The sequence below is a fragment of the Actinomadura decatromicini genome, assembly GCF_008121305.1.
Lineage (GTDB): Bacteria > Actinomycetota > Actinomycetes > Streptosporangiales > Streptosporangiaceae > Spirillospora > Spirillospora syzygii.
On the sequence record NZ_VSRQ01000004.1, the window covers coordinates 135,587 to 155,209 of the forward strand.

Sequence of the window (19,623 nt, forward strand, 5' to 3'; positions counted from 1 at the left end):
CGGAGGAGCCGCAAGCCTTCCGATTCTTCCCTCCGCGAACCGTGCCGTTACCTGGCCGTTAAAGACTCCAACCGGTCTCGGTCAGGCTCTTGACAGCGTCCGTGGCCCCGGTGAGCCGGACGTTCGCGACGTCGCGGCGGCCGAGGGCCCAGAGCACGAGTTCACCTACGGGGCCGTGCACGCGGACGGCTCCGCGGCCACGTCCCGACACCCGGGCGGCCCGCCCGTCCGGTTGGACGAGCGTTACCTGAACATGAACTTTTCTTAGGACAAAGCGGGCAATTCTTATCCGCCGCCAGAGCAGTTCCTCGAGTTCCGGAGAGATCTCCCGCGGCTCCCAGTCGGCACTCGCGCGGCGGATGTCCTCATGGTGAACAAAGAACTCCACGCCGTTCGCGTTTTTGTCCACGCCGGGAAGCGCGTACGGCGAGAACTTCGGCGGTCCCTCCCGAAACCGTTCCACCAGCCGGTCGAACGGGACGGTCCGGGCCGCGCGGCGCCGCACGCGCTCCGTGTAGAAGGACAAGGGCGGGAGCAGTATTCCCGGCGCCGCGTCCGGACGCCCTTCCCGGACGACAAGATGCGCCGCCAGATCGCGGGCGTTCCACCCGGCGCACCTGGTGCCCGCGTCCGGCCCGGCCGCCCGCAGCGCGTCGGCGAGCAGCAGCCGCTCGGCGCGCACGGGGCCGGCGTCCCGGTCGGAGGTGCTCATCGCCTGATCCTCATCGCCCGATCGTAGGCCCCGGCGGGTCGGCCGGGAATAAGCGAGGGCCGCTCATGGTAGGGAGTATCCGAGCCCGCAAATCCCCCCATACCCCGCTAGCGGGGGGCATTTCCCGGGCACCACGCCGCCGTTCGAGGAGTCGCCATGCCCCCTGCGTCCAAACGGGTCAGCCCGCATGTCCTCCGGGAGGGGCTGGGCGTGCTGAGGGTCGCGGTGCGGGCCGAACCCCGGGTCTTCGCCCTGTCGGTGCTCGCGAGCGCGCTCTACGCGGCGATGACCGTGGCGTCCGCGCGGGTGCTCGGCTGGGCGACGGAGACGGTGGTGCTCCCGGCGTTCGAGTCCGGGCACACCACGGCGGGGGCGCTGTCCGGCGCCGCGCTCGCGGTCGTCGGCGTCGCGCTGCTGAAGGCGATCGGCGTGGCGGGCCGCCGCTACTACGCGGGCGTCATGCAGTACCGCCTGCAGGCCGAGTACCGCCGCGCCGTGACCCGCCAGTACCTGCGGCTGCCGCTCGCGTGGCACCACCGGCACCCGACCGGGCAGCTCCTGTCGAACGCGAACGCGGACGTCGAGGCGGTGTGGGCGCCGATCGCGCCGCTGCCGATGGCGGTCGGCGTGGTGTTCATGCTGCTGATCGCGGCCGTGTCGATCGTGGTCACCGACGTGGTCGTGGCCGGGGTCGGGTTCCTCGTCTTCCCCGCGATCGCGCTGATCAACGTCCTGTACCAGCGGCGGCTGTCGCCCGTCGCGACCCGCGCGCAGCAGTTGCGCGCGGAGGTCAGCGAGGTGGCGCACGAGAGCTTCGAGGGCGGCCTGGTCGTCAAGACCCTCGGCCGCGAGGAGGCGGAGACGGCGCGGTTCGCCGCGCGGACCGAGGAGCTGCGGGACGCGAACGTCGCCGTCGGCCGGATCCGCGGGCTGTTCGACCCGGTGCTGGAGGCGCTGCCGAACCTCGGCGTCCTCGCCGTCCTGCTCATCGGGTCGGTGCGGCTGGACTCCGGCGCCATGTCGCCGGGCGACCTCGTGAACGTCGCGTACCTGTTCACGCTGCTGTCCTGGCCGATCAGGGCGCTCGGCTGGGTGCTCGGCGAGGTGCCGCGCAGCGTCGTCGGCTGGGAGCGGGTCCGGGCCGTCCTGGACGCCACCGGCTCCCTCCCCTACGGCGACGGCGGCCTGGACGGCGGCGGGAGGGCGTCCGCGCTGGAGGTCAGGCACGTCCGGTTCGGGTACGAGACCGCGCCGGACGCGCCCGCCGCGGCGGAGCGGGACGTCCTGCGCGACGTGTCGTTCGAGGCGTCCCCCGGCCGGACGATCGCCGTGGTCGGCCCGACCGGCTCCGGCAAGTCGACGCTCACCTCGCTGCTCGTCAGGCTCGTCGACCCGGCGGACGGGGCGGTGCTCCTCGACGGCGTCGACCTGCGGGACGTGCGGCGCGGTGGCGTCGCGGAGACGGCGGCGCTCGTCCCGCAGCAGACGTTCCTGTTCGACGACACCGTCCGGGGCAACGTGACGCTCGGGCTGGACGTCCCCGACGAGCGGGTCTGGGAGGCGCTGCGCCTCGCCCAAGCGGAGGGGTTCGTCGCGGCGCTCGACGCCGGGCTCGACACGCGGGTCGGCGAGCGCGGGGCGACGCTGTCCGGCGGGCAGCGGCAGCGGCTCGCGCTGGCGCGGGCCCTCGTCCGGCGGCCGCGGCTGCTCGTCCTGGACGACGCGACGTCCAGCGTCGACCCGCAGGTGGAGGCCCGCATCCTGCAAGGACTGCGGGAGGCGCGGTCCGGTGACGCGACCGTGGTGGTCGTCGCCTACCGCAAGGCCACCATCGCGCTCGCGGACGAGGTCGTCTACCTGGAGCACGGCCGGGTCGCCGCGCGCGGCGCGCACACGGAGCTTTTGGAGCGGTCCGAGGGTTACCGCAACCTGGTCAACGCCTACGAGCGGGCGGACGCGGACCGGCAGGCCGTCGAGGGCGGCGAGGAGGCACTGGCATGAGCATGACGATCGAGACGGGGACCTCCGACGGCGCCCTCAGCACGCTGCGGCGCGGGATCCGGATGAGCCCGGAGTTCACCGCCGGGCTGGCCGGGACGCTCGGGCTCGCGCTCGTGTCCACGGCGGGACGGGTGGTCGTGCCGATCGCCGTCCAGCAGACGATCGACAAGGGCCTCGGCGGGGCGGGCGGCCCCGACCTCGCCTTCATCCGGACGGCGGTGCTGCTCTGCGCGGCGGCCGTCGTGGTGACGGCGGTGTGCGCGTACCTGATGAACGTCCGGCTGTACCGGACGTCGGAGGGCGGCCTCGCGGCGCTGCGGACGAAGGCGTTCCGGCACGTCCACGACCTGTCGATGCTCACCCAGAGCGGCGAGAAGCGCGGTTCGCTGGTGTCGCGGGTGACGGGCGACGTCGACCAGATCAGCCAGTTCATGCAGTCGGGCGGGCTGATGTTCATCGTGTCGATCGGGCAGCTGGTCGTCGCGAGCGTGCTGATGCTCGTCTACTCGTGGCAGCTCGCGCTGCTGGTGTGGGTGGCGTTCGTGCCGCTCGGGTGGGCGCTGCGGCGCTTCCAGCGGATCCTGTCCACCGCCTACATGGGGGTGCGGGAGCGGATGGGCGACCTGCTGGCGGCGGTCAGCGAGTCCGTCGTCGGCGCCCCGGTGATCCGCGCGTACGCGTCCGAGGAGCGGACCGGCCGCCGCGTGGACGAGACCGTCGACGCGCACCGCGACGCCCAGTCCCGCGCCCAGGCCATGGTCGCGCTGACGTTCCCGGTCAGCGAGCTGGTCGCCGCCGTCGCGACGGCGGCGGTCGTCATCGCCGGGACGCTGCTCGGCATCGGCGGCCACCTGACGGCGGGCGAGCTCGTCGCGTTCCTGTTCCTCGTGACGCTGTTCGTCAGCCCGATGCAGACCGCGACCGAGGTGTTCAACCAGGCGCAGAACGCGATCGCCGGGTGGCGGCGGGTGCTCGGCGTGCTGGACACCGTCCCCGACGTCGCCGACCCCGGCGCGGACGGCGAGACCCTGCCGCGCGGTCCGATCGAGGTCCGGTTCGAGTCGGTGGGGTTCGCGTATCCGGGCGGGCCGCCCGTCCTGCACGACGTCACGGTCGACATCGCGCCGCGCAGCCGGGTCGCGGTCGTCGGGGAGACGGGCTCCGGCAAGACGACGTTCGCGAAGCTCCTCACCCGCCTCATGGACCCGGTCTCGGGCCGCGTCCTGGTGGACGGGGTGCAGCTCGACCGCGTCCGGTTCTCGTCCCTGCGGGAGCGGATCGTCATGGTCCCGCAGGACGGCTTCCTGTTCGACGCGTCCCTGGGCGACAACATCCGGTACGGGCGCCCGGAGGCGTCCGACGCCGACCTCGTCCTCGCCCTGACGGAGCTGGGCCTCGCCGACTGGCTGGACGGCCTCCCCAGCGGCCTGGACACCCCGGTCGGCCAGCGCGGCGAGTCCCTCTCGGCGGGCGAGCGCCAGCTCGTGGCCCTGGCCCGCGCCTACGTCGCCGACCCGGACCTCCTCGTCCTGGACGAGGCGACCTCGGCCGTGGACCCGGCGACGGAGGTCCGCATCCAGCGCGCCCTGGACGGCGCGACCCGCGGCCGGACCGCCATCTCCATCGCCCACCGCCTCTCCACCGCCGAGTCGGCCGACGAGGTGATCGTCTTCGACGCGGGCCGCGTCGTCCAACGGGGCCCCCACGCGGAGCTGGTCGCCCGGCCCGGCGTCTACGCCGACCTCCACGCCTCCTGGATAGCCCAACGAACCCTCTAGTACCTGCTCTAAAACACTTGCCCGTTATCTGGTCGCGTGCGCATTCTGGCAGCGTGAATAACGAGGTCGTGTTGGAATCGGCGGGGACGCTGCACGGTCAGATGCAGCGGGGGCTCGGGAGGGCCGCGCGGCGCGCGGCGGACCGCCGGGGTGCGGGCGAGTACGTGTACGACTGCGTGCGGCGCGATCCGCGGTGGGATCCGCAGTGCGAGTCGCGGAGGTTGTACTACGCCCGGTTGATGGTCGATCTGGAGTTGCCCGCGGGGCCGGTGGCGGCCCATCTGTTCGATCCGGCGGACCACGCGGACGCGGACGAGTGGCGGGTCGATCTGGCGTTGGGCGTGCTGGCGGACCTCGTGCGGCTGAGCAGGCGGGAGGCGGCGGTGCCGCTGCGCCGGTACGCCGAGGAGGGCGCGCAGTGGTTCGACGCCGTGGAGGAGCTGATCGACCTTGAGGATCCGTCGCTGACGGTCGGGTTGGACGATCTCGTCGCCGCGCGGTGTGACGAAGGCGACCTGGAGATGCTGATCCCGTCCCATCGCAATCCGGTGATCGAGACGTGGGCGGCGCGGCAGCCGCGGATCGCGGAGGCGCTGGCGCGGCACCGGGAGGCGGGCCGGGCGGCGCGCCGGGCGATGGTCGCGGCGCCGGGCCGGGACCGGCAGAGCGAGGACGAGCTGCTCGACCTCGCGCGGCGGCGCGGGGAGGGCGCGATCGCGGCGATCTTCGAGCTGGGCAGGCGGCGGACGATGGCGCTGCTGGACCTCGCGGAGGAGCTGCTGCCGCAGCGGCCGAGCCGGTACGGCGGGGCGGTGTGCCGGGCGCTGCGCGAGTACGGCCCGGAGACGCTGCCGCGGGCGCGGGCGTGGGCGGCGGAACGGGGCGGTTGCGCGGAGATGGGGCTGCGCATCCTGGCGAGACACGGCACCCGGCAGGACGTCCCGCTGCTGATGGACGAGTTGCGGGGCGCGCTCGGCAGGCGCGAGTGGCGCGCCGCCGCGAGTCCGATCGAGGGCCTCGGCAGGCTCCGCGCGGGCGAGGCCGTGCCGCTGTTGAAGTCCGCTTGGACCGAGTCGACCTATGCCTATTTGAGACCCCGGATACTGACCGCGTTGACGAGGACGGCCCCGCACACCGCCGAGTCCTACACCGTCGAGGGGCTGTGGGACTGCGAGGAGGGCGTCCGCGTGGAGGCCGCGCAGTCCGCGCCGCTCACCGACGACACGCGGCTGCGCCTGCAACGGCTGCACCACGACGGGGCCGAGGAGCCCGACGTCCGCGCCGCCGCCGCGGCCCGCCTGATGACCTGACCCCTCCGCCGAACCCCGCCGCCGGTGACTCCGCCGCCGGTGAACCCCGCCGGGCCGGGATGCGTATTCAACCCCCGAATCGCGCGTCTCACCCCGGAGGAAGAGCGATGGGTCCCCGACACCACCCCGGCCTGCTGAGGCCGGTCCTGCTGTGCGCGGCCGCCTTGGCGCTGCCGCTGGCCGCGGGCTGCTCCGCGAAGTCCGGCGCGTCCGGCGCGTCCGGCGAGAAGGACGCGAAGCCCGCGTCGATCCAGCGGCTCGCCGAGCGGACGGGCTGCTCGCTCACCGGCAAGCGCAAGGTGAAGGACCTGGAGCAGGGCAACTGCAAGACCGCCCAGGGACGGTACGTCCTGCTCAGCTTCACCACCGACCAGGGCATGAACGCCTGGCTCGAAGAGGCCAAGCCGTGGGGCGGGGCGTACCTCGTCGGGCCGCGCTGGGTCGCGGTGAGCGAGGACAAGACCCTCACCACGCTCCGCAAGGACCTCGGCGGCAAGATCGTGTACGGGGCCGGGCACGACATGGGCGGCATGAACCACGGCTGACCCGTCCGGCGCGTACCGGGCCGGGCAACGGTCAGGGGGTGCGGGCCTCGGCGCCCTCGGTCGGGTCGGCCTCGCCGCGCACCAGGAGCGCGCCCCAGCGTTCCAGGGCCGGTCCGACGCGCGCCAGAACGCGCCTCGCCACCAGCCCTCGCCCGATCGTGCCCGGACGCAGCAGCGGCCGCCCCGGCCCGTCCACGACGACCCGGACGGCGGCGACCGGACGTCCTCCGGCCTGGGCGGCGACGACGGCGGACTCCATGTCCGCGACCCGCGCGCCCTGCGCCGCCCAGATCGCCCGCTCCCTCCCCCGGACGACGCGGCCGGTGGTCACCAGCGGCCCGACCTGCACGCTCAGCCCGTCCCTGATCAGCTCCTCGGCGAGCAGCCGCGGCGCGCCGCACGGCACCGGGCGGACGCCCGGGTCGGCGGCGCGGATCTCGTCGGCGACGAGGACGTCCCCGGGCCGCAGCCGCTCGTCGAGCGCGCCGCCGAACCCGACGACGACGAGGGCGGCACGGTCGCCGGGCAGCCGGTCGGCGCGGCGGGCGCGGTAGCCGACGACCACGACGGGCATGCCGGTGAGGCCGCGGCGCACCGCGCGGGCCTCCAGCCCGAGCGCCGCGCACACCACCGGGCCCACGGCCCGGCAGGTCTCCTCGGCCGCGTGCTCCGCGCCCTCGTACTCCGCGGCTCCGTGCTCCGCGGCCTCGTCAGCGGTCATCCGTCCAGCGAAACACGCGGGCCGCCGAAGATCCAGTTCCGTCACCGCGCGGGACTACATCCGGCCGCCGGGAATCCGCCTCGCGGAGGGCGCGGTCCGGCGGGTCGCGCGCCTAGACTCCGCGGCATGACCTCCTTTCCCCTTCGGCGGAAGCTGGCCGTGATCCCGTTCCTCCTGCTGCCCCTCGGCGCCCTCGCGGCGTGCGGCGGGGAGAACAGCAAGACCGACTGCAACGTGAACTCGTGCACCGTGACCTTCGACCGCGGCGTCGACGCGAGCGCGTCCATCCTCGGCGTGAAGGCCGAGCTGGTGAAGGTCCAGGGCCAGATGGTGACGCTGAAGGTCGGCGGCCAGACGGTGACGGTGCCGGCCGGCGGCGACGGGGAGCAGGCGGAGGGGTTCGACGTGTCCGTCCAGTCCGTCACGAAGGACCAGGTCGTCGTGCGGATCTCGGCGAACGGCTGACCGGGGCACCCGCCGGGCCGGGCTAGGATTCGCTCATGCGTTCGATGAGCGACGCGGAGCGCCGGGCCAGGCTCGGCGTCCGCCACCGGCTGTCCCCCGCGACCCGGACCGGCGACGTCCTCGACGCCGCGCGGTCGGTGGTCGTGCTGCACGCCACCGACCCGGCCACCGTGTTCCTGTCGGTCGCGGCGCGCACGGCGGGCGTCGGCCCGGCGGCGGTGGAGCGCGCCCTCTACGACGACCGGACGCTGCTGCGGATGCTCGCGATGCGCCGGACGATGTTCGTCGTGCCGACCGAGCTCGTCCCGGTGCTCCAGGCGTCCACGGCGAACGCGCTCGCGGTGAAGCAGCGCACGACCTACGGGCGGATCATCGAGCGCGGCAGCGACGTCGCCGACGTCCCGGCGTTCTTCGCCGAGGCGGAGCGCGCCGCGCACAAGGCGCTGCTGGCGCGCGGGGAGGCGACGGGCGCGCAGCTCAGCGCCGACGCGCCCATCCTGCGGACGCGGGTCGACCCGGCGCCCGGCAAGTCGTACTCGCGGCCGACGAGCGTCACCACGTGGGTCCTCGTCACGCTCGGCTGCGAGGGCCGCATCGTCCGGGGCCGCCCGAACGGGACGTGGGCCAGCAGCCAGTACCGGTGGTCGCCCGTCGAGGCGTGGCTGCCCGGCGGCATCGCGGAGGTCCCGCCCGCCGAGGCCCGCGCCGACCTCGTCCGCCGGTGGCTGCGCGCGTTCGGCCCGGCCCCCGTCACCGACCTCAAGTGGTGGACGGGCTGGAACGCCGGTGACGTCAAGAAGGCCCTCGCGCTCCTCGACGTCACCGAGGTCGACCTCGGCGGCGGCACCGGGATCGTCCTGTCCGACGACCTGGAGCCGACGCCGCCGCCCGAGCCGTGGGCGGCGCTGCTGCCCGCCCTCGACCCGACGCCGATGGGCTGGCAGGAGCGCGGCTGGTTCCTCGGCGGGCACGGCCCGCGGCTGTTCGACCGGAACGGCAACATCGGCCCGTCCGTCTGGTGGGACGGCCGGATCGTCGGCGGCTGGGCGCAGCGCCCGGACGGCGAGATCGCCGTCCGGCTGCTGGACGACGTCGGCGCCGACGCCGAGGCCGCGATCGGCGCGGAGGCCGCGCGGACGGCCGCCTTCTACGGCGACGTCCGCGCGGTCCCGAGGTTCCGCACCCCGCTGGAGCGCGAGCTCACGTCCTGACGCGGGCGATCAGGGACGCGACGACCTGCGCCCGCTCCGGCGGCCCGGCGGCGAGCCCGCGCAGCACGTCCAGGTCGTAGCGGCCGAGCTCGACGCCGTGCTCGGCGCAGGCGCGCAGGAGCAGATCCAGCGTCCGGGCCCGCATGACACCGTGCTTGGCGTGCCCGGCGTAGATGTCGCGGACGTCGGCGTAGGCGTCCGCCTCGGTGTCGTACGGCCCGCTCACGCCGGTGGCCTCCCTCACCGGCGCGGTCACCGGATCCTCCCGAGGCGGTAGGCGGCGCCGTCCCGCCAGAGCAGCCAGCCGCCCGCGGCGAGCACCTGCCCGGCCCAGGTGTGGACCCGCCCGGTCTTGGTGTCGTAGACGGTCGAGCTCCGCCCGGCCGAGTAGGCGATCACGCGGTCCCCCGCGGTCAGTGACGCGGCGGCCTCGTCCTTCTCTCCGTCGCGCGGGCTCCGGGCGATCTCGGCCCGGACCTTCCACCCGTCCCGCTCGGCGATCCGGAGGCGGCCGTCGACGACCCAGGCGAAGTAGCGGCCGTTGGCGGCGGCCTGCCACACCTGCTCCGGCGGGGCCGGCGTCCCGCCCCCCTGGACCGTCGTGTGGTTGCCCTCCGTGACGCTACTGAGCTCCTGCTCGGGCAGTGTGACCGGGCGCACCCCGGTGGGCAGCGGATGCTCTCTCACGACCCGGTCCTTCCTGACGTCGATCTCGCGGAGCACGCGCTTCTGCCACGGCTCCACGACGAACATCGTCGGGTAGGCGAACGCCTTGGCCACACCGAGCGTCGACCCGAGGTGGTTCTCGGTCGACCTGCCGGTGTCGGCGCAGCCCTTGGTCCTGGCCTCCCACGGCTGCTCCATCGGATCGCTGGCGACGACCATGCCGCCGCCCGCGAGGACCGGCTGCTCCGGCGTGGTGCCCTGCGGCCCGATCCGGCGCACGAGCCCGCCGGACGTCCGGCAGGTGAGCACCCAGGACCCGGGGGTGATCCAGGTCGTGAACCCCGGCCCGGTGCTGAGCCCGCCCTCGGCCTTCGCGGCGAGGTACCTCGGCTTCAGAGCGCTCGCCCCGGCCGCCCAGACCCGCAGGTCGGGGGTGCGGCCGATGACCGAGCCGTCCGTCCCGAGGGCGTCCGGGCGGAACGCGGCCCCGCCCGCAACCGTGCCGGGGATCGTGACGATCGTGGACCCGTCCACGAGGGCGCCGGGCGTCCCGGCGGCGCCGAGGGCGTCCGGTCCGTCGTCGTGCAGCGCGGCGGGCAGCGTCGCCGCGACGGCCACCCCCGCGGTCGCGAGCGCCGCCGCCGGCACGGCGACCCTGCGCCTGGCCCGCGCACGGCGCAGCCTGCGGGCGTTCTCGGCGTGCGCCCCGGCCCGCGGTCGGACGGCCTCCGCCCGCGCCCCGAACGCGTCCCGAAGCCTGTCCTCGATCCCGTTCATGCGTCCTCCTCGTCCTTGAGTCGCCGGCCCAGCGCGGCGATGGCGCGGGCGCCGTGCGCCTTGACGGTGCCGACGGCGATGCCCAGCGTCTCGGCGGTCTCCCGTTCGGTCAGGTCGAGCCAGTACCGCAGCACGAGCACCTCGCGCTGCCGGGCGGGCAGCGCCGCGACCGCCGCGAGCAGGGCCCGGACGTCCTCGCCGCGCACGACGTCGTGCTCGGCGGACCCGGCCGTCCCCGGCGGCGCGAGCTGCGCGTGCCTGCGCCGCGCCATCCGCAGGTGCCGGAGCCTGCTGCGGGACGCGTTGCACACGCTCGACCGCAGGTACGCCAGGGCGGCCCCCTGGTCGCGGAGCGTGCGGCGCCTGCGGTGCAGCCGGACGAAGGCGTCCTGGACGACGTCCTCGGCGTCGTCGGCGCCGAGGAGCGCGGCGAGTCTCACCAGCCCCCAGAAGTGGTCGGCGAACAGTTCCTCGTACCCGTCGTCGTCTCCGTGCGCGTGGTCTTCGTGCGCGTGGGGCATGGCGACGGCCTCTGCTGTCCCGTGGTGCGTCACACGCCAGAGACGAACGTCGGCCGGGAAGGTTTACGCGGCGGGGGCGGGTTTCTCGCGGTTGCGGCCCGCGCGGACGGTTATTACCACTTGGTAGCCAATCGCGGACGGAGGCAGCATGGCGCCCTGGGATCGACTGCCCGCCCCGCCGGTCGGGCTCCTCCGTCCCCGCGGGCTGCTCCCCTACACCGTCGAGCGCGACCTGCCGGTGGCCATGCCGGACGGCGTGGTCCTGCGCGCCGACCGGTACGTCCCGCTCGGGGTGCGGCGGCCGCCGACGATCCTCGTCCGGACGCCCTACGGGCGGCGCGGCCCCGCCGCCCTCGCGAACGGGCTGCCGTTCGTCCCGTTCGGGTTCCAGCTCGTGGCGCAGAGCACGCGCGGGACGTCCGGCTCCGGCGGCGAGTTCGACCCGCTCGGCGGCGAGGGCGAGGACGGCCTCGCCACCGTGGCGTGGCTGAAGCGGCAGCCGTGGTTCCACGGGACGTTCGCCGCGTTCGGCCCGAGCTACCTCGGCTACGCGGCGTGGGCGATCGCGGCGGCGGCCGGTCCGGAGCTGAAGGCGATGTCGCTGCAGATCACCGCGTCCACGTTCCGGGACGCCGCCTACGTCGGCGGCTCGTTCGCGCTGGAGTCGACGCTCACCTGGACGGGCCTCACGCACCGGCAGCGGCGGCGGTTCGGGATGGTGACCGGGCCGCTGGTGTCGCACCGCCGCGCCCTGCGGGCCGCCCGGTCCGGCCGCCCGCTCGCCGAGCTGGACGTCCTCGCCGGGGGCGAGCAGATGCGCTTCTACCAGGACCTCCTCGCCAGCCACGCCGGGGAGAACGGCTACTGGGACGGGCGCGACTTCAGCGGCACCGTCGGCGAGGTGGCCGCGCCCGTCACCATGCTCGGCGGCTGGTACGACGTGTTCCTGCCGTGGCAGCTCCGCGACTACCTCGCGCTGCGCGCCGCCGGGCACGTCCCCTACCTGACGATCGGGCCCTGGTGGCACACCGACCCGCGGCACGGCCTCGTCACGATCCGCGAGTCGCTCGCCTGGTTCCGGGCGCACCTGCTCGGCGACCCGTCCGGGCTGCGCCGCGACCCCGTCCGCGTCTACGTCACGGGGGCGCGGGAATGGCGGCACTACCGCGACTGGCCCCCGCCCGGCATGCGGCAGGCGCGCTGGCACCTGCACGCGGGCGGCGGCCTCGGCGAGGACGGCCCCCGGGACGGGCCGCCGACCGCCTACCGCTTCGACCCGGCGCGCCCGACGCCCGCGCTGGGCGGGCCGACCCTGCTCGGCAGCTCCCGGCCGGTCGACAACCGGCCGGTGGAGCGGCGCCCGGACGTCCTCGTGTTCACCTCCGGCGTCCTGCCCGCCGACCTGGACGTCATCGGCCCGGTCGGCGCCGACCTGTTCGTCCGCTCGGACCGGGAGCACACCGACTTCGTCGTCCGGCTCTGCGACGTCGCGCCGGACGGGGCGTCCCGCAACGTCTGCGAGGGCGGGCTGCGCCTGCCCGCCGCCGCGGAGAAGCCCGTCGGGACGGACGGCGTCCGCCGGATCGCCGTCGACCTGTGGCCGACCGGGCACCGGTTCCCGCGCGGGCACCGCGTCCGCGTCCACGTGACGAGCGGCGCCCACCCGAAGGTCGCCGCGAACCCGGGCACCGGCGAGCCGCTCGCCACCGCGACCCGCATGGTCACGGCCCGCCAGGAGGTGTTCCACGACCCCGACCGGCCGTCCGCGATCATCCTGCCGGTCGTCGAGCGCGGCCCGGACGCCGCCGTCCCCGCCGGCGAGGACGCCCTCTAGCGGACCGGCTCGCCCGCCTCGCGCAGGGCCGCCTTGACCTCGGAGATCTTCAGCTCGCCGAAGTGGAAGACGCTGGCGGCGAGGACGGCGTCCGCGCCCGCCGCGACCGCGGGCGCGAAGTGCTCGACCGCGCCGGCCCCGCCGCTGGCGATCACCGGCACCGTCACCGCGTCCCGGACCTTCGCGAGCATCTCCAGGTCGAAGCCCGCCTTGGTGCCGTCCGCGTCCATGGAGTTGAGCAGGATCTCGCCGACGCCGAGGTCCTGGCCCTGTCGGGCCCACTCGACCGCGTCGATGCCGGTGCCGCGGCGTCCGCCGTGCGTGGTGACCTCGAAGCCGGACGGGGTGCCGTCCGCGCGCCGGGCGTCCACCGAGAGGACGACGCACTGCGACCCGAACCGGTGCGCGGCCTCCCGCAGGAACTCCGGACGCGCGATCGCCGCCGTGTTGACCGACACCTTGTCGGCGCCCGCCCGCAGCAGCCGGTCGATGTCGTCCACGGTGCGGACGCCGCCGCCGACCGTCAGCGGGATGAACACCTGCTCGGCCGTCCGCCGGACGACGTCGTACGTCGTGGACCGGTCGGCGCTGGACGCGGTGATGTCGAGGAACGTCAGCTCGTCCGCGCCCTCGGCGTCGTACCGGGCGGCCAGCTCGACGGGGTCGCCCGCGTCCCGCAGGTTCTGGAAGTTGACGCCCTTGACCACCCGGCCCGCGTCGACGTCCAGGCAGGGGATCACCCGCACCGCGACGGTCACTTCACGGCCTCCCCGCTCACTTCACGGCCTCCAGGGCCTCTTCCAGCGTGAACGCCTGCGCGTAGAGGGCCTTGCCGACGATCGCGCCCTCGACGCCGTCCGCGACGAGCCCGGCGAGGGCGCGCAGGTCGTCCAGGGACGAGACGCCGCCCGACGCGATCACCGGCTTGTCGGTCCGCGAGCAGACCTCGCGGAGCAGGTCGGTGTTGGGGCCGCGGAGCGTGCCGTCCTTGGTGACGTCAGTGACGACGTAGCGGGGGCAGCCGTCGTCCTCCAGGCGGGCGAGGACGTCCCACAGGTCGCCGCCCTCGCGCGTCCAGCCGCGGGCGGCGAGGGTGGTGCCGCGCACGTCCAGGCCCACCGCGATCCGGTCGCCGTGCGAGGCGATGATCTTGCGGCACCAGGCCGGGTCCTCCAGCGCGGCGGTGCCGATGTTGACGCGGGCGCAGCCGGTGCCGAGGGCCGCCTCCAGCGACGCGTCGTCGCGGATGCCGCCGGACAGCTCGACCTTCACGTCCAGCCGTCCCGTCACCTCGGCGAGCAGCTCGCGGTTGGAGCCGCGGCCGAACGCGGCGTCGAGGTCGACCAGATGGATCCACTCCGCGCCCGCCCGCTGCCAGGCGAGCGCCGCGTCCAGTGGCGCGCCGTAGGAGGTCTCGGTGCCGGCCTCGCCCTGGACCAGGCGGACGGCCTGGCCCGCGGCAACGTCGACGGCGGGAAGGAGCGTCAGGGACATGCGGAAACCCTATCGAGGCAGATGAGGAAGGAAGGGGACGGGTCAGCCGAGCGTGCCGAGCCAGTTACGGAGGAGGGCCGCGCCGGCGTCGCCCGACTTCTCCGGATGGAACTGGGTGGCGGAGAGGGGGCCGTTCTCGACCGCGGCGACGAAGCGGTCGCCGTGCTCGGACCAGGTGACGAGCGGGGCCGGGATGGTGCCGGTCGGGTCGGCTTCGAGGTCCCAGCTCCGCGCGGCGTAGGAGTGGACGAAGTAGAACCGCGCGTCCGCCAGGCCGTCGAACAGGACGGACCCCTCGGGCGCGTCCACGGTGTTCCAGCCCATGTGCGGGACGACCGGCGCGTCCAGCCGGTCGACCGTGCCCGGCCACTCGGCGCAGCCCACGGTGGTGACGCCGTGCTCGATGCCCTTGGCGAACAGGATCTGCATGCCGACGCAGATGCCGAGGACGGGACGCCCCCCGGCGAGCCGCCGTCCGATGATCTGCTCGCCGCGCACCGAGCGCAGCCCCGCCATGCAGGCGGCGAACGCGCCGACGCCGGGGACGACCAGGCCGTCGGCGTCGAGCGCGGCGTCCCGGTCGGCCGTGACGGTCACGTCCGCGCCCGCGCGGGCCACGGCCCGCTCGGCGGACCGCAGGTTCCCCGACCCGTAGTCGAGGATGACGACCTTCCTCACAGCCACAGCACGCCCCCGAGGAACGCGAGCCCGGCGAAGACCAGCAGGATCAGCGCGCCGAACTTGATGCCCTGCTTGACGAAGCTGTAGACGCCCGCGAGCAGGAACAACGCGACCGCGAACAGGACGACGTTGCCGAAGGTGAGCTCCGCACCGGCGATCTCCACCGCTACAGCGCCCCCTTCGTGGACGGCACGCCGCGCACCTTCGGGTCGAACGCGACCGCATCGCGCAGCGCCCGCGCGAGCGCCTTGAACTGCGCCTCCACGATGTGGTGCGCGTTCCGCCCGTACGGGACGTGGACGTGCAGCGCGACCCGCGCGTTCGACACGAACGACTCGAAGACGTGCCGGGTCATCGTGGTGTCGTACTCGGGGCCGATCATGGGGGCCATGCCGTCCGGCTCGACGTGCACCAGGTACGGGCGGCCGGACACGTCGACGGTGACCTGGGCGAGCGCCTCGTCCAGCGGGATCGACGCGTCGGCGAACCGCCGGATGCCGGACTTGTCGCCGAGCGCCTCGCGGAACGCCTGGCCGAGCGCGATCGCGGTGTCCTCGATGGTGTGGTGGCTGTCGATGTGGAGGTCGCCCGTGGTCTTGACGGTCAGGTCGAACGACCCGTGCTTGCCGAGCTGGGCCAGCATGTGGTCGAAGAACCCCACGCCGGTCGCGACGTCGACCTGCCCGGTGCCGTCCAGGTCGATCTCGACGAGGACCGTGGTCTCCTTGGTCCCGCGCTCGACTCTGCCCTTGCGCGTCACAGACCCTCCTTCAGTGCTTCTGTCAGTGCGGTGCGGAAGGCGTCCATCTCGCCGGGGGTGCCGACGCTGACCCGCAGCCACTCGGGCGGCCCCACCTCCCGGATCAGGACGCCGCGCGCCAGTAGCGCCTCCCACACGGCGTGGCGGTCGGGGAACGTCCCGAACAGGACGAAGTTGGCGTCGGAGTCGGCCACCCGGAACCCCTCGGCGCGCAGCCACGCGACGATGGCGTCGCGGTCTCGGCGCAGCGCCTCGACGCCGCCGAGCAGCTCCGCGCCGTGCGCGAGCGCCGTGCGCGCCACCGCCTGGGTGACCGCCGACAGGTGGTAGGGCAGCCGGACGAGCAGCAGCGCGTCGATCACGGCGGGGTCGGCGGCGAGGTAGCCGAGCCGCGTCCCGGCCATCGCGAACGCCTTGGACATCGTCCGGGTGACGATCAGCCGCGGACGGCCGTCGAGCAGCGTCAGCGCGGACGGCGTGCCCTCCCGGCGGAACTCGGCGTACGCCTCGTCGACGACGACCATGCCGGGCGCCGCGTCGAGGACCGCCTCGATCACCGCCGGCGGCAGCGCCGTCCCGGTCGGGTTGTTCGGCGAGGTCAGGAACACGATGTCAGGCTGGTGCCCCTCGATCGCCGCGACCGCGCGGACCGGGTCGATGCCGAAGTCGTCGTCGCGGAAGGCGTTCAGCCAGCGCGTCCCCGACACCCCGGTGATGATCGGGTGCATCGAGTAGGACGGCTCGAAGCCGAGCGCGGTGCGGCCCGTCCCGCCGAACGCCTGGAGGATCTGCTGGATGATCTCGTTGGAGCCGTTCGCCGCCCACACCCGGCGGCCGTCGAGGCCCGCGCCGGGCGTGTCGGCGTTCAGGAACGCGGCGAGGTCGGCGCGGAGGGCGACGGCGTCGCGGTCCGGGTAGCGGTTCAGGGTTCCGGCGACGTCCATGACGGCCTCGCCGAGCGCCTTCACCAGCCGGTCGGACGGCGGGTACGGGTTCTCGTTGGTGTTCAGCGCGTACGGGACGTCGAGCTGCGGCGCGCCGTAGGGCTCCCGGCCGCGCAGGTCATCGCGCAGCGGGAGGTCGCCGAGCGAGGTCACGACGGGACCTCCCAGTCGAAGCGGGCCTTGAGCGCGGCGCCGTGGGCGGGCAGGTCCTCGGCCTCGGCGAGGGCGACGACCCGGGCGGTGGCGTCGGCGAGCGCGTCGCGGTCGTACTCCACGACGTGCACGCCGCGCAGGAACGACTGCACCGACAGCCCGGACGAGTGGCAGGCGCACCCGCCGGTCGGCAGGACGTGGTTGGACCCGGCGAGGTAGTCGCCGAGCGAGACGGGCGCGTGCCGTCCGACGAAGATCGCCCCGGCGTTGCGGACGCGGGCCGCCACGGCCGCGGCGTCCTCAGTGTGGATCTCCAGGTGCTCGGCGGCGTAGGCGTCCACGACGCGCAGGCCGTCGTCGACCGAGTCGACCAGGACGATGCCGGACTGCCGCCCGGCCAGCGCCTCGGTGATCCGCTCGGTGTGCCGGGTGCGGTCGACCTGGGCCTTGAGCTCGGCCTCGACCTCGTCCGCGAGCCGGACCGAGTCGGTGACGAGGACGGCGGCGGCGAGCACGTCGTGCTCGGCCTGGCTGATCAGGTCGGCGGCGACGTCGACCGGGTCCGCGGTCGCGTCGGCGAGGATCGCGATCTCCGTCGGGCCCGCCTCGGCGTCGATGCCGATCACGCCCTTGAGCAGCCGCTTCGCGGCCGCGACGTACACGTTTCCGGGCCCGGTGACGAGGTCGGCGCGGCGGCACTCCTCGGTGCCGTAGGCGAACATCGCGATCGCCTGCGCGCCGCCCGCCGCGTGGACCTCGTCCACGCCGAGCAGCGCGCACGCCGCCAGGATCGACGGGTGCGGCAGGCCGCCGAACTCCTTCTGCGCGGGCGAGGTGACGGCGAGCGAGGCGACGCCCGCCTCCTGCGCGGGGACGACGTTCATGACCACACTGGACGGGTACACGGCCCGGCCGCCCGGCACGTACAGCCCGACCCGCTCGACCGGGATCCAGCGCTCGGTGACGGTGCCGCCCGGCACCACCTGGGTGGTGACGTCGGCGCGGCGCTGCGCCCGGTGCACGACGCGGGCCCGCCGGACGCTCTCCTCCAGCGCGTCGCGGACGGCCGGGTCGAGTTCGGCGAGCGCCCGCTCGATCTCCGCCGCCGGGACGCGGGTGCGCTCCAGCGCCACCCCGTCGAACGCCCTCGTGTGCTCCCGGACCGCCGCCGACCCGCGATGGCGCACGTCGTCGCAGATGGGCCGCACCTTCGCCAGGGCGGCCTCGACGTCGAGCTCGGCGCGGGGCAGCACGGAGCGCAGGTCGCCTGGTAGCGAGCCGCGCAGGTCGATTCGGGAAATCACCCGTCCAGTCTACGGAGTGGCCTCCGTCCCTCGCGCACCGTCTCACGTGCCGAGACGCACGTGTCGATCAGGCTCTCAGCTCCCCGTCGAGGACGGTCGCGGCCGTCCCGGACAGGACGACGCGGTCACCGCGCAGCGCCACGCCGACCCGCCCGCCGCGCGCCGACGCCTGGTACCCGGTCAGCGCGTCGCGGCCGAGGCGCGCCGCCCAGTGCGGGGCGAGCGCGCAGTGCGCGGAGCCGGTCACCGGGTCCTCGCCGCCGTCCGGCAGGACGCGCGGGGCGAAGAACCGGGACACGAAGTCGTACCCGCGCCCGGCGTCCGCCGCCGCGGTGACGATCACGCCCCGGGCGTCGATGCGGGCGAGCGCGGCGACGTCGGGCGCCAGCTCGCGGACGGCGGTCTCGTCCGCGACCTCGGCGAGCACGTCGTTCTGGACGTTCCGGCCCGCCGCGGCCACCGGGACGCCGAGCGCCTCGGCGAGCCCGTCCGGGACGGCGACCGGCTCCGCCGGGCAGGACGGGAAGTCCATCGACAGCGCGCCGCCCGCGTCCCGCCCGACGGTGAGGACGCCGCTCCTGAGCGTCCGGAACCGGACGGGACGGCCCGGCTCGGCCGTCCCCGTCTCGTACAGCGCGTGGGCGGCGCCCATCGTGGCGTGCCCGCACAGCGCGACCTCCACGAGCGGGGTGAACCAGCGCAGCTCGTAGTCGGCCTCCCGGTCGTCCCGGAGCGGGCGGACGAACGCGGTCTCCGAATGCCTCATCTCGGCCGCGACACGCTGCATCCACGCGGGGTCGGCCTCGTCCCGGAGGAGGCACACCCCCGCCGGGTTCCCGGTGAACGGACGGTCGGCGAAGGCGTCCACGACGAGCATCCTCATGGCGGCGACGGTACCGCCCGCCCCGCGCGGGCGGCACGGCCGGTCGGCGGTAAGCGGCCCGGCACCCGGCGGAGCGATGACTTTCGCTTCACAATCTGAAAATCTCTCTCTTACCAAGATCATCGCCTTCGACGTAGGCTGGCGCCGAACGGCGTTCTCCCGGTGGCGCCCCGGAACGTGGAGAGAGAGTGTGACCGAGCGGCTCCCCCTGTTCCCGCTGGGCACCGTGCTGTTCCCAGGGCTGGTGCTCCCCCTGCATCTGTTCGAGGACCGCTACCTCCGGCTGGTCGCCGACCTGCTCGACCGGCCCGAGCCGCGCGGCTTCGGCGTCGTCGGAATCGAGCTCGGCCACGAGGTCGGCGAGTCCGCCGCGCACCGGCTCGCGGAGGTCGGCTGCGTCGCCGAGCTGCGCGACGCCCGCCGCCACCCGGACGGCCGGTACGACGTCGTCACCGTCGGCGCCCGCCGGTTCCGGCTCAAGGAGCTCGACCGGTCCCGCCCCTACCTGCAGGGCGAGGTCGAGTTCCTGCCCGAGGACGCGGGGACCGACCCGGAGCCCGCGGCGGTGCGCGTCCGGCGGCTGTACCGGCTGTACCGGCACCGGCTGCGCGCGGCGGGCGCCGGTCCGTTCGAGGACGGCGAGCCCCCGCGCGACCCGGTGGCCCTGTCGTACGCGATCGCGGCGGCGCTCGTCCTGGACGGCCACGAGAAGCAGCGCCTGCTGGAGTGCGAGGACGCCGCGCTCCGCCTTGAGGCCGAACGCGACCTGCTGGCCAGGGAGAACCGCATCCTGGACGTGCTGCCGATGCTCCCCGCCGGCCAGTTCCTGGACGGCTCGTTCCACCCGAACTGACCGGCCGCGG

Annotated in this window: 21 protein-coding genes; 8 read left to right on the plus strand and 13 right to left on the minus strand. The window is 74.7% G+C overall.

Features of this window, described 5'->3' with window-relative positions; translation table 11 throughout:
- Nucleotides 1–58: 58 nt before the first annotated feature.
- Nucleotides 59–712 (minus strand): TIGR03085 family metal-binding protein, encoded by a 654-nt coding sequence (locus tag FXF68_RS19080; protein ID WP_148761111.1) that lies wholly within the window; start codon nucleotides 710–712, stop codon nucleotides 59–61.
- A 156-nt stretch (nucleotides 713–868) separates the two neighbouring features.
- Between FXF68_RS19080 and FXF68_RS19085 the strand changes: the two genes are divergently transcribed.
- The 4 genes from FXF68_RS19085 to FXF68_RS19100 all read left to right on the plus strand — a co-directional run bounded on the left by FXF68_RS19085 (nucleotide 869) and on the right by FXF68_RS19100 (nucleotide 6,346).
- Nucleotides 869–2,713, plus strand: a complete 1,845-nt coding sequence (locus FXF68_RS19085) for an ABC transporter ATP-binding protein (protein ID WP_148761112.1) — start codon at nucleotides 869–871, stop codon at nucleotides 2,711–2,713.
- Nucleotides 2,710–4,491: an ABC transporter ATP-binding protein gene (locus tag FXF68_RS19090; protein WP_425458604.1), complete on the plus strand. Its 1,782-nt coding sequence runs from the start codon at nucleotides 2,710–2,712 to the stop codon at nucleotides 4,489–4,491. The genes FXF68_RS19085 and FXF68_RS19090 overlap by 4 nt, the downstream gene beginning before the upstream one ends.
- A 53-nt stretch (nucleotides 4,492–4,544) precedes the next feature.
- On the plus strand, nucleotides 4,545–5,801 hold the full coding sequence (locus tag FXF68_RS19095) for a hypothetical protein (RefSeq protein ID WP_246178803.1): 1,257 nt from the start codon (nucleotides 4,545–4,547) through the stop codon (nucleotides 5,799–5,801).
- Nucleotides 5,802–5,908: 107 nt separating this feature from the next.
- Nucleotides 5,909–6,346 carry a hypothetical protein gene (locus FXF68_RS19100; RefSeq protein ID WP_148761114.1) on the plus strand — a complete coding sequence of 146 codons (438 nt, stop codon included), beginning with the start codon at nucleotides 5,909–5,911 and terminating at the stop codon, nucleotides 6,344–6,346.
- A 31-nt stretch (nucleotides 6,347–6,377) separates the two neighbouring features.
- On the opposite strand, the gene FXF68_RS19105 is transcribed toward FXF68_RS19100, so the two are convergent.
- Complete coding sequence (locus FXF68_RS19105; protein ID WP_148761116.1) at nucleotides 6,378–7,067, minus strand: phosphorylase family protein; 690 nt, start codon at nucleotides 7,065–7,067, stop codon at nucleotides 6,378–6,380.
- A 126-nt stretch (nucleotides 7,068–7,193) separates the two neighbouring features.
- Here FXF68_RS19105 and FXF68_RS19110 point away from each other — a divergent pair, with 126 nt between their 5' ends.
- Both FXF68_RS19110 and FXF68_RS19115 read left to right on the plus strand, forming a co-directional pair.
- Entirely contained in the window at nucleotides 7,194–7,532 is a 339-nt protein-coding gene (locus FXF68_RS19110) for a hypothetical protein (RefSeq protein WP_148761118.1), read from the plus strand.
- Between the two features lie 35 nt (nucleotides 7,533–7,567).
- A complete protein-coding gene (locus tag FXF68_RS19115) occupies nucleotides 7,568–8,743 on the plus strand; it encodes a winged helix DNA-binding domain-containing protein (protein ID WP_148761119.1) in 1,176 nt (391 codons plus the stop codon).
- Here the strand turns inward: FXF68_RS19115 and FXF68_RS19120 are convergent.
- From FXF68_RS19120 to FXF68_RS19130, 3 genes are read right to left on the minus strand one after another with little or no spacing between them, the layout of a single operon-like run.
- Nucleotides 8,733–8,999 carry a hypothetical protein gene (locus tag FXF68_RS19120; RefSeq protein ID WP_148761121.1) on the minus strand — a complete coding sequence of 89 codons (267 nt, stop codon included), beginning with the start codon at nucleotides 8,997–8,999 and terminating at the stop codon, nucleotides 8,733–8,735. The two genes, FXF68_RS19115 and FXF68_RS19120, sit on opposite strands and share 11 nt — an antisense overlap.
- Nucleotides 8,996–10,186 (minus strand): hypothetical protein, encoded by a 1,191-nt coding sequence (locus tag FXF68_RS19125; RefSeq protein WP_148761123.1) that lies wholly within the window; start codon nucleotides 10,184–10,186, stop codon nucleotides 8,996–8,998. The genes FXF68_RS19120 and FXF68_RS19125 overlap by 4 nt, the downstream gene beginning before the upstream one ends.
- The gene (locus FXF68_RS19130) at nucleotides 10,183–10,707 is read right to left on the minus strand and encodes a sigma-70 family RNA polymerase sigma factor (RefSeq protein WP_148761125.1); all 525 of its coding nucleotides are present in this window, start codon (nucleotides 10,705–10,707) and stop codon (nucleotides 10,183–10,185) included. Before FXF68_RS19130 ends, FXF68_RS19125 begins: the two co-directional genes overlap by 4 nt.
- Before the next feature lie 148 nt (nucleotides 10,708–10,855).
- Here FXF68_RS19130 and FXF68_RS19135 point away from each other — a divergent pair, with 148 nt between their 5' ends.
- Nucleotides 10,856–12,541 (plus strand): CocE/NonD family hydrolase, encoded by a 1,686-nt coding sequence (locus FXF68_RS19135; protein WP_148761127.1) that lies wholly within the window; start codon nucleotides 10,856–10,858, stop codon nucleotides 12,539–12,541.
- Here the strand turns inward: FXF68_RS19135 and hisF are convergent.
- From hisF to FXF68_RS19170, 8 genes are all read right to left on the minus strand, one after another.
- Nucleotides 12,538–13,299 (minus strand): imidazole glycerol phosphate synthase subunit HisF, encoded by a 762-nt coding sequence (gene hisF, locus FXF68_RS19140; RefSeq protein ID WP_148761129.1) that lies wholly within the window; start codon nucleotides 13,297–13,299, stop codon nucleotides 12,538–12,540. The two genes, FXF68_RS19135 and hisF, sit on opposite strands and share 4 nt — an antisense overlap.
- 16 nt (nucleotides 13,300–13,315) lie before the next feature.
- Nucleotides 13,316–14,035 carry a bifunctional 1-(5-phosphoribosyl)-5-((5-phosphoribosylamino)methylideneamino)imidazole-4-carboxamide isomerase/phosphoribosylanthranilate isomerase PriA gene (gene priA / locus FXF68_RS19145; protein WP_148761139.1) on the minus strand — a complete coding sequence of 240 codons (720 nt, stop codon included), beginning with the start codon at nucleotides 14,033–14,035 and terminating at the stop codon, nucleotides 13,316–13,318.
- A 42-nt stretch (nucleotides 14,036–14,077) separates the two neighbouring features.
- The gene (gene hisH / locus FXF68_RS19150) at nucleotides 14,078–14,713 is read right to left on the minus strand and encodes an imidazole glycerol phosphate synthase subunit HisH (RefSeq protein ID WP_148761141.1); all 636 of its coding nucleotides are present in this window, start codon (nucleotides 14,711–14,713) and stop codon (nucleotides 14,078–14,080) included.
- The gene (locus FXF68_RS42450) at nucleotides 14,710–14,880 is read right to left on the minus strand and encodes a hypothetical protein (RefSeq protein WP_187438014.1); all 171 of its coding nucleotides are present in this window, start codon (nucleotides 14,878–14,880) and stop codon (nucleotides 14,710–14,712) included. Before FXF68_RS42450 ends, hisH begins: the two co-directional genes overlap by 4 nt.
- Before the next feature lie 2 nt (nucleotides 14,881–14,882).
- Complete coding sequence (hisB, locus tag FXF68_RS19155; RefSeq protein WP_148761143.1) at nucleotides 14,883–15,476, minus strand: imidazoleglycerol-phosphate dehydratase HisB; 594 nt, start codon at nucleotides 15,474–15,476, stop codon at nucleotides 14,883–14,885.
- Nucleotides 15,473–16,573 (minus strand): histidinol-phosphate transaminase, encoded by a 1,101-nt coding sequence (locus tag FXF68_RS19160; RefSeq protein ID WP_148761145.1) that lies wholly within the window; start codon nucleotides 16,571–16,573, stop codon nucleotides 15,473–15,475. Before FXF68_RS19160 ends, hisB begins: the two co-directional genes overlap by 4 nt.
- A complete protein-coding gene (gene hisD / locus FXF68_RS19165) occupies nucleotides 16,570–17,877 on the minus strand; it encodes a histidinol dehydrogenase (protein ID WP_148761147.1) in 1,308 nt (435 codons plus the stop codon). The genes FXF68_RS19160 and hisD overlap by 4 nt, the downstream gene beginning before the upstream one ends.
- A 67-nt stretch (nucleotides 17,878–17,944) precedes the next feature.
- Nucleotides 17,945–18,760, minus strand: coding sequence for a PhzF family phenazine biosynthesis protein (locus tag FXF68_RS19170; RefSeq protein WP_148761149.1), 816 nt, complete (start codon nucleotides 18,758–18,760; stop codon nucleotides 17,945–17,947).
- Between the two features lie 190 nt (nucleotides 18,761–18,950).
- Here FXF68_RS19170 and FXF68_RS19175 point away from each other — a divergent pair, with 190 nt between their 5' ends.
- A complete protein-coding gene (locus tag FXF68_RS19175) occupies nucleotides 18,951–19,613 on the plus strand; it encodes an LON peptidase substrate-binding domain-containing protein (protein WP_148761151.1) in 663 nt (220 codons plus the stop codon).
- Nucleotides 19,614–19,623: the final 10 nt, after the last annotated feature.

Coding starts and splice junctions, on each gene's coding strand:
- FXF68_RS19080 (WP_148761111.1), bottom strand. CDS start 712: ATGAGCACCTCCGACCGGGACGCCGGCCCCGTGCGCGCCGAGCGGCTG.
- FXF68_RS19085 (WP_148761112.1), top strand. CDS start 869: ATGCCCCCTGCGTCCAAACGGGTCAGCCCGCATGTCCTCCGGGAGGGG.
- FXF68_RS19090 (WP_425458604.1), top strand. CDS start 2,710: ATGAGCATGACGATCGAGACGGGGACCTCCGACGGCGCCCTCAGCACG.
- FXF68_RS19100 (WP_148761114.1), top strand. CDS start 5,909: ATGGGTCCCCGACACCACCCCGGCCTGCTGAGGCCGGTCCTGCTGTGC.
- FXF68_RS19105 (WP_148761116.1), bottom strand. CDS start 7,067: ATGACCGCTGACGAGGCCGCGGAGCACGGAGCCGCGGAGTACGAGGGC.
- FXF68_RS19110 (WP_148761118.1), top strand. CDS start 7,194: ATGACCTCCTTTCCCCTTCGGCGGAAGCTGGCCGTGATCCCGTTCCTC.
- FXF68_RS19115 (WP_148761119.1), top strand. CDS start 7,568: ATGCGTTCGATGAGCGACGCGGAGCGCCGGGCCAGGCTCGGCGTCCGC.
- FXF68_RS19125 (WP_148761123.1), bottom strand. CDS start 10,186: ATGAACGGGATCGAGGACAGGCTTCGGGACGCGTTCGGGGCGCGGGCG.
- FXF68_RS19130 (WP_148761125.1), bottom strand. CDS start 10,707: ATGCCCCACGCGCACGAAGACCACGCGCACGGAGACGACGACGGGTAC.
- FXF68_RS19135 (WP_148761127.1), top strand. CDS start 10,856: ATGGCGCCCTGGGATCGACTGCCCGCCCCGCCGGTCGGGCTCCTCCGT.
- priA (WP_148761139.1), bottom strand. CDS start 14,035: ATGTCCCTGACGCTCCTTCCCGCCGTCGACGTTGCCGCGGGCCAGGCC.
- FXF68_RS19170 (WP_148761149.1), bottom strand. CDS start 18,760: ATGAGGATGCTCGTCGTGGACGCCTTCGCCGACCGTCCGTTCACCGGG.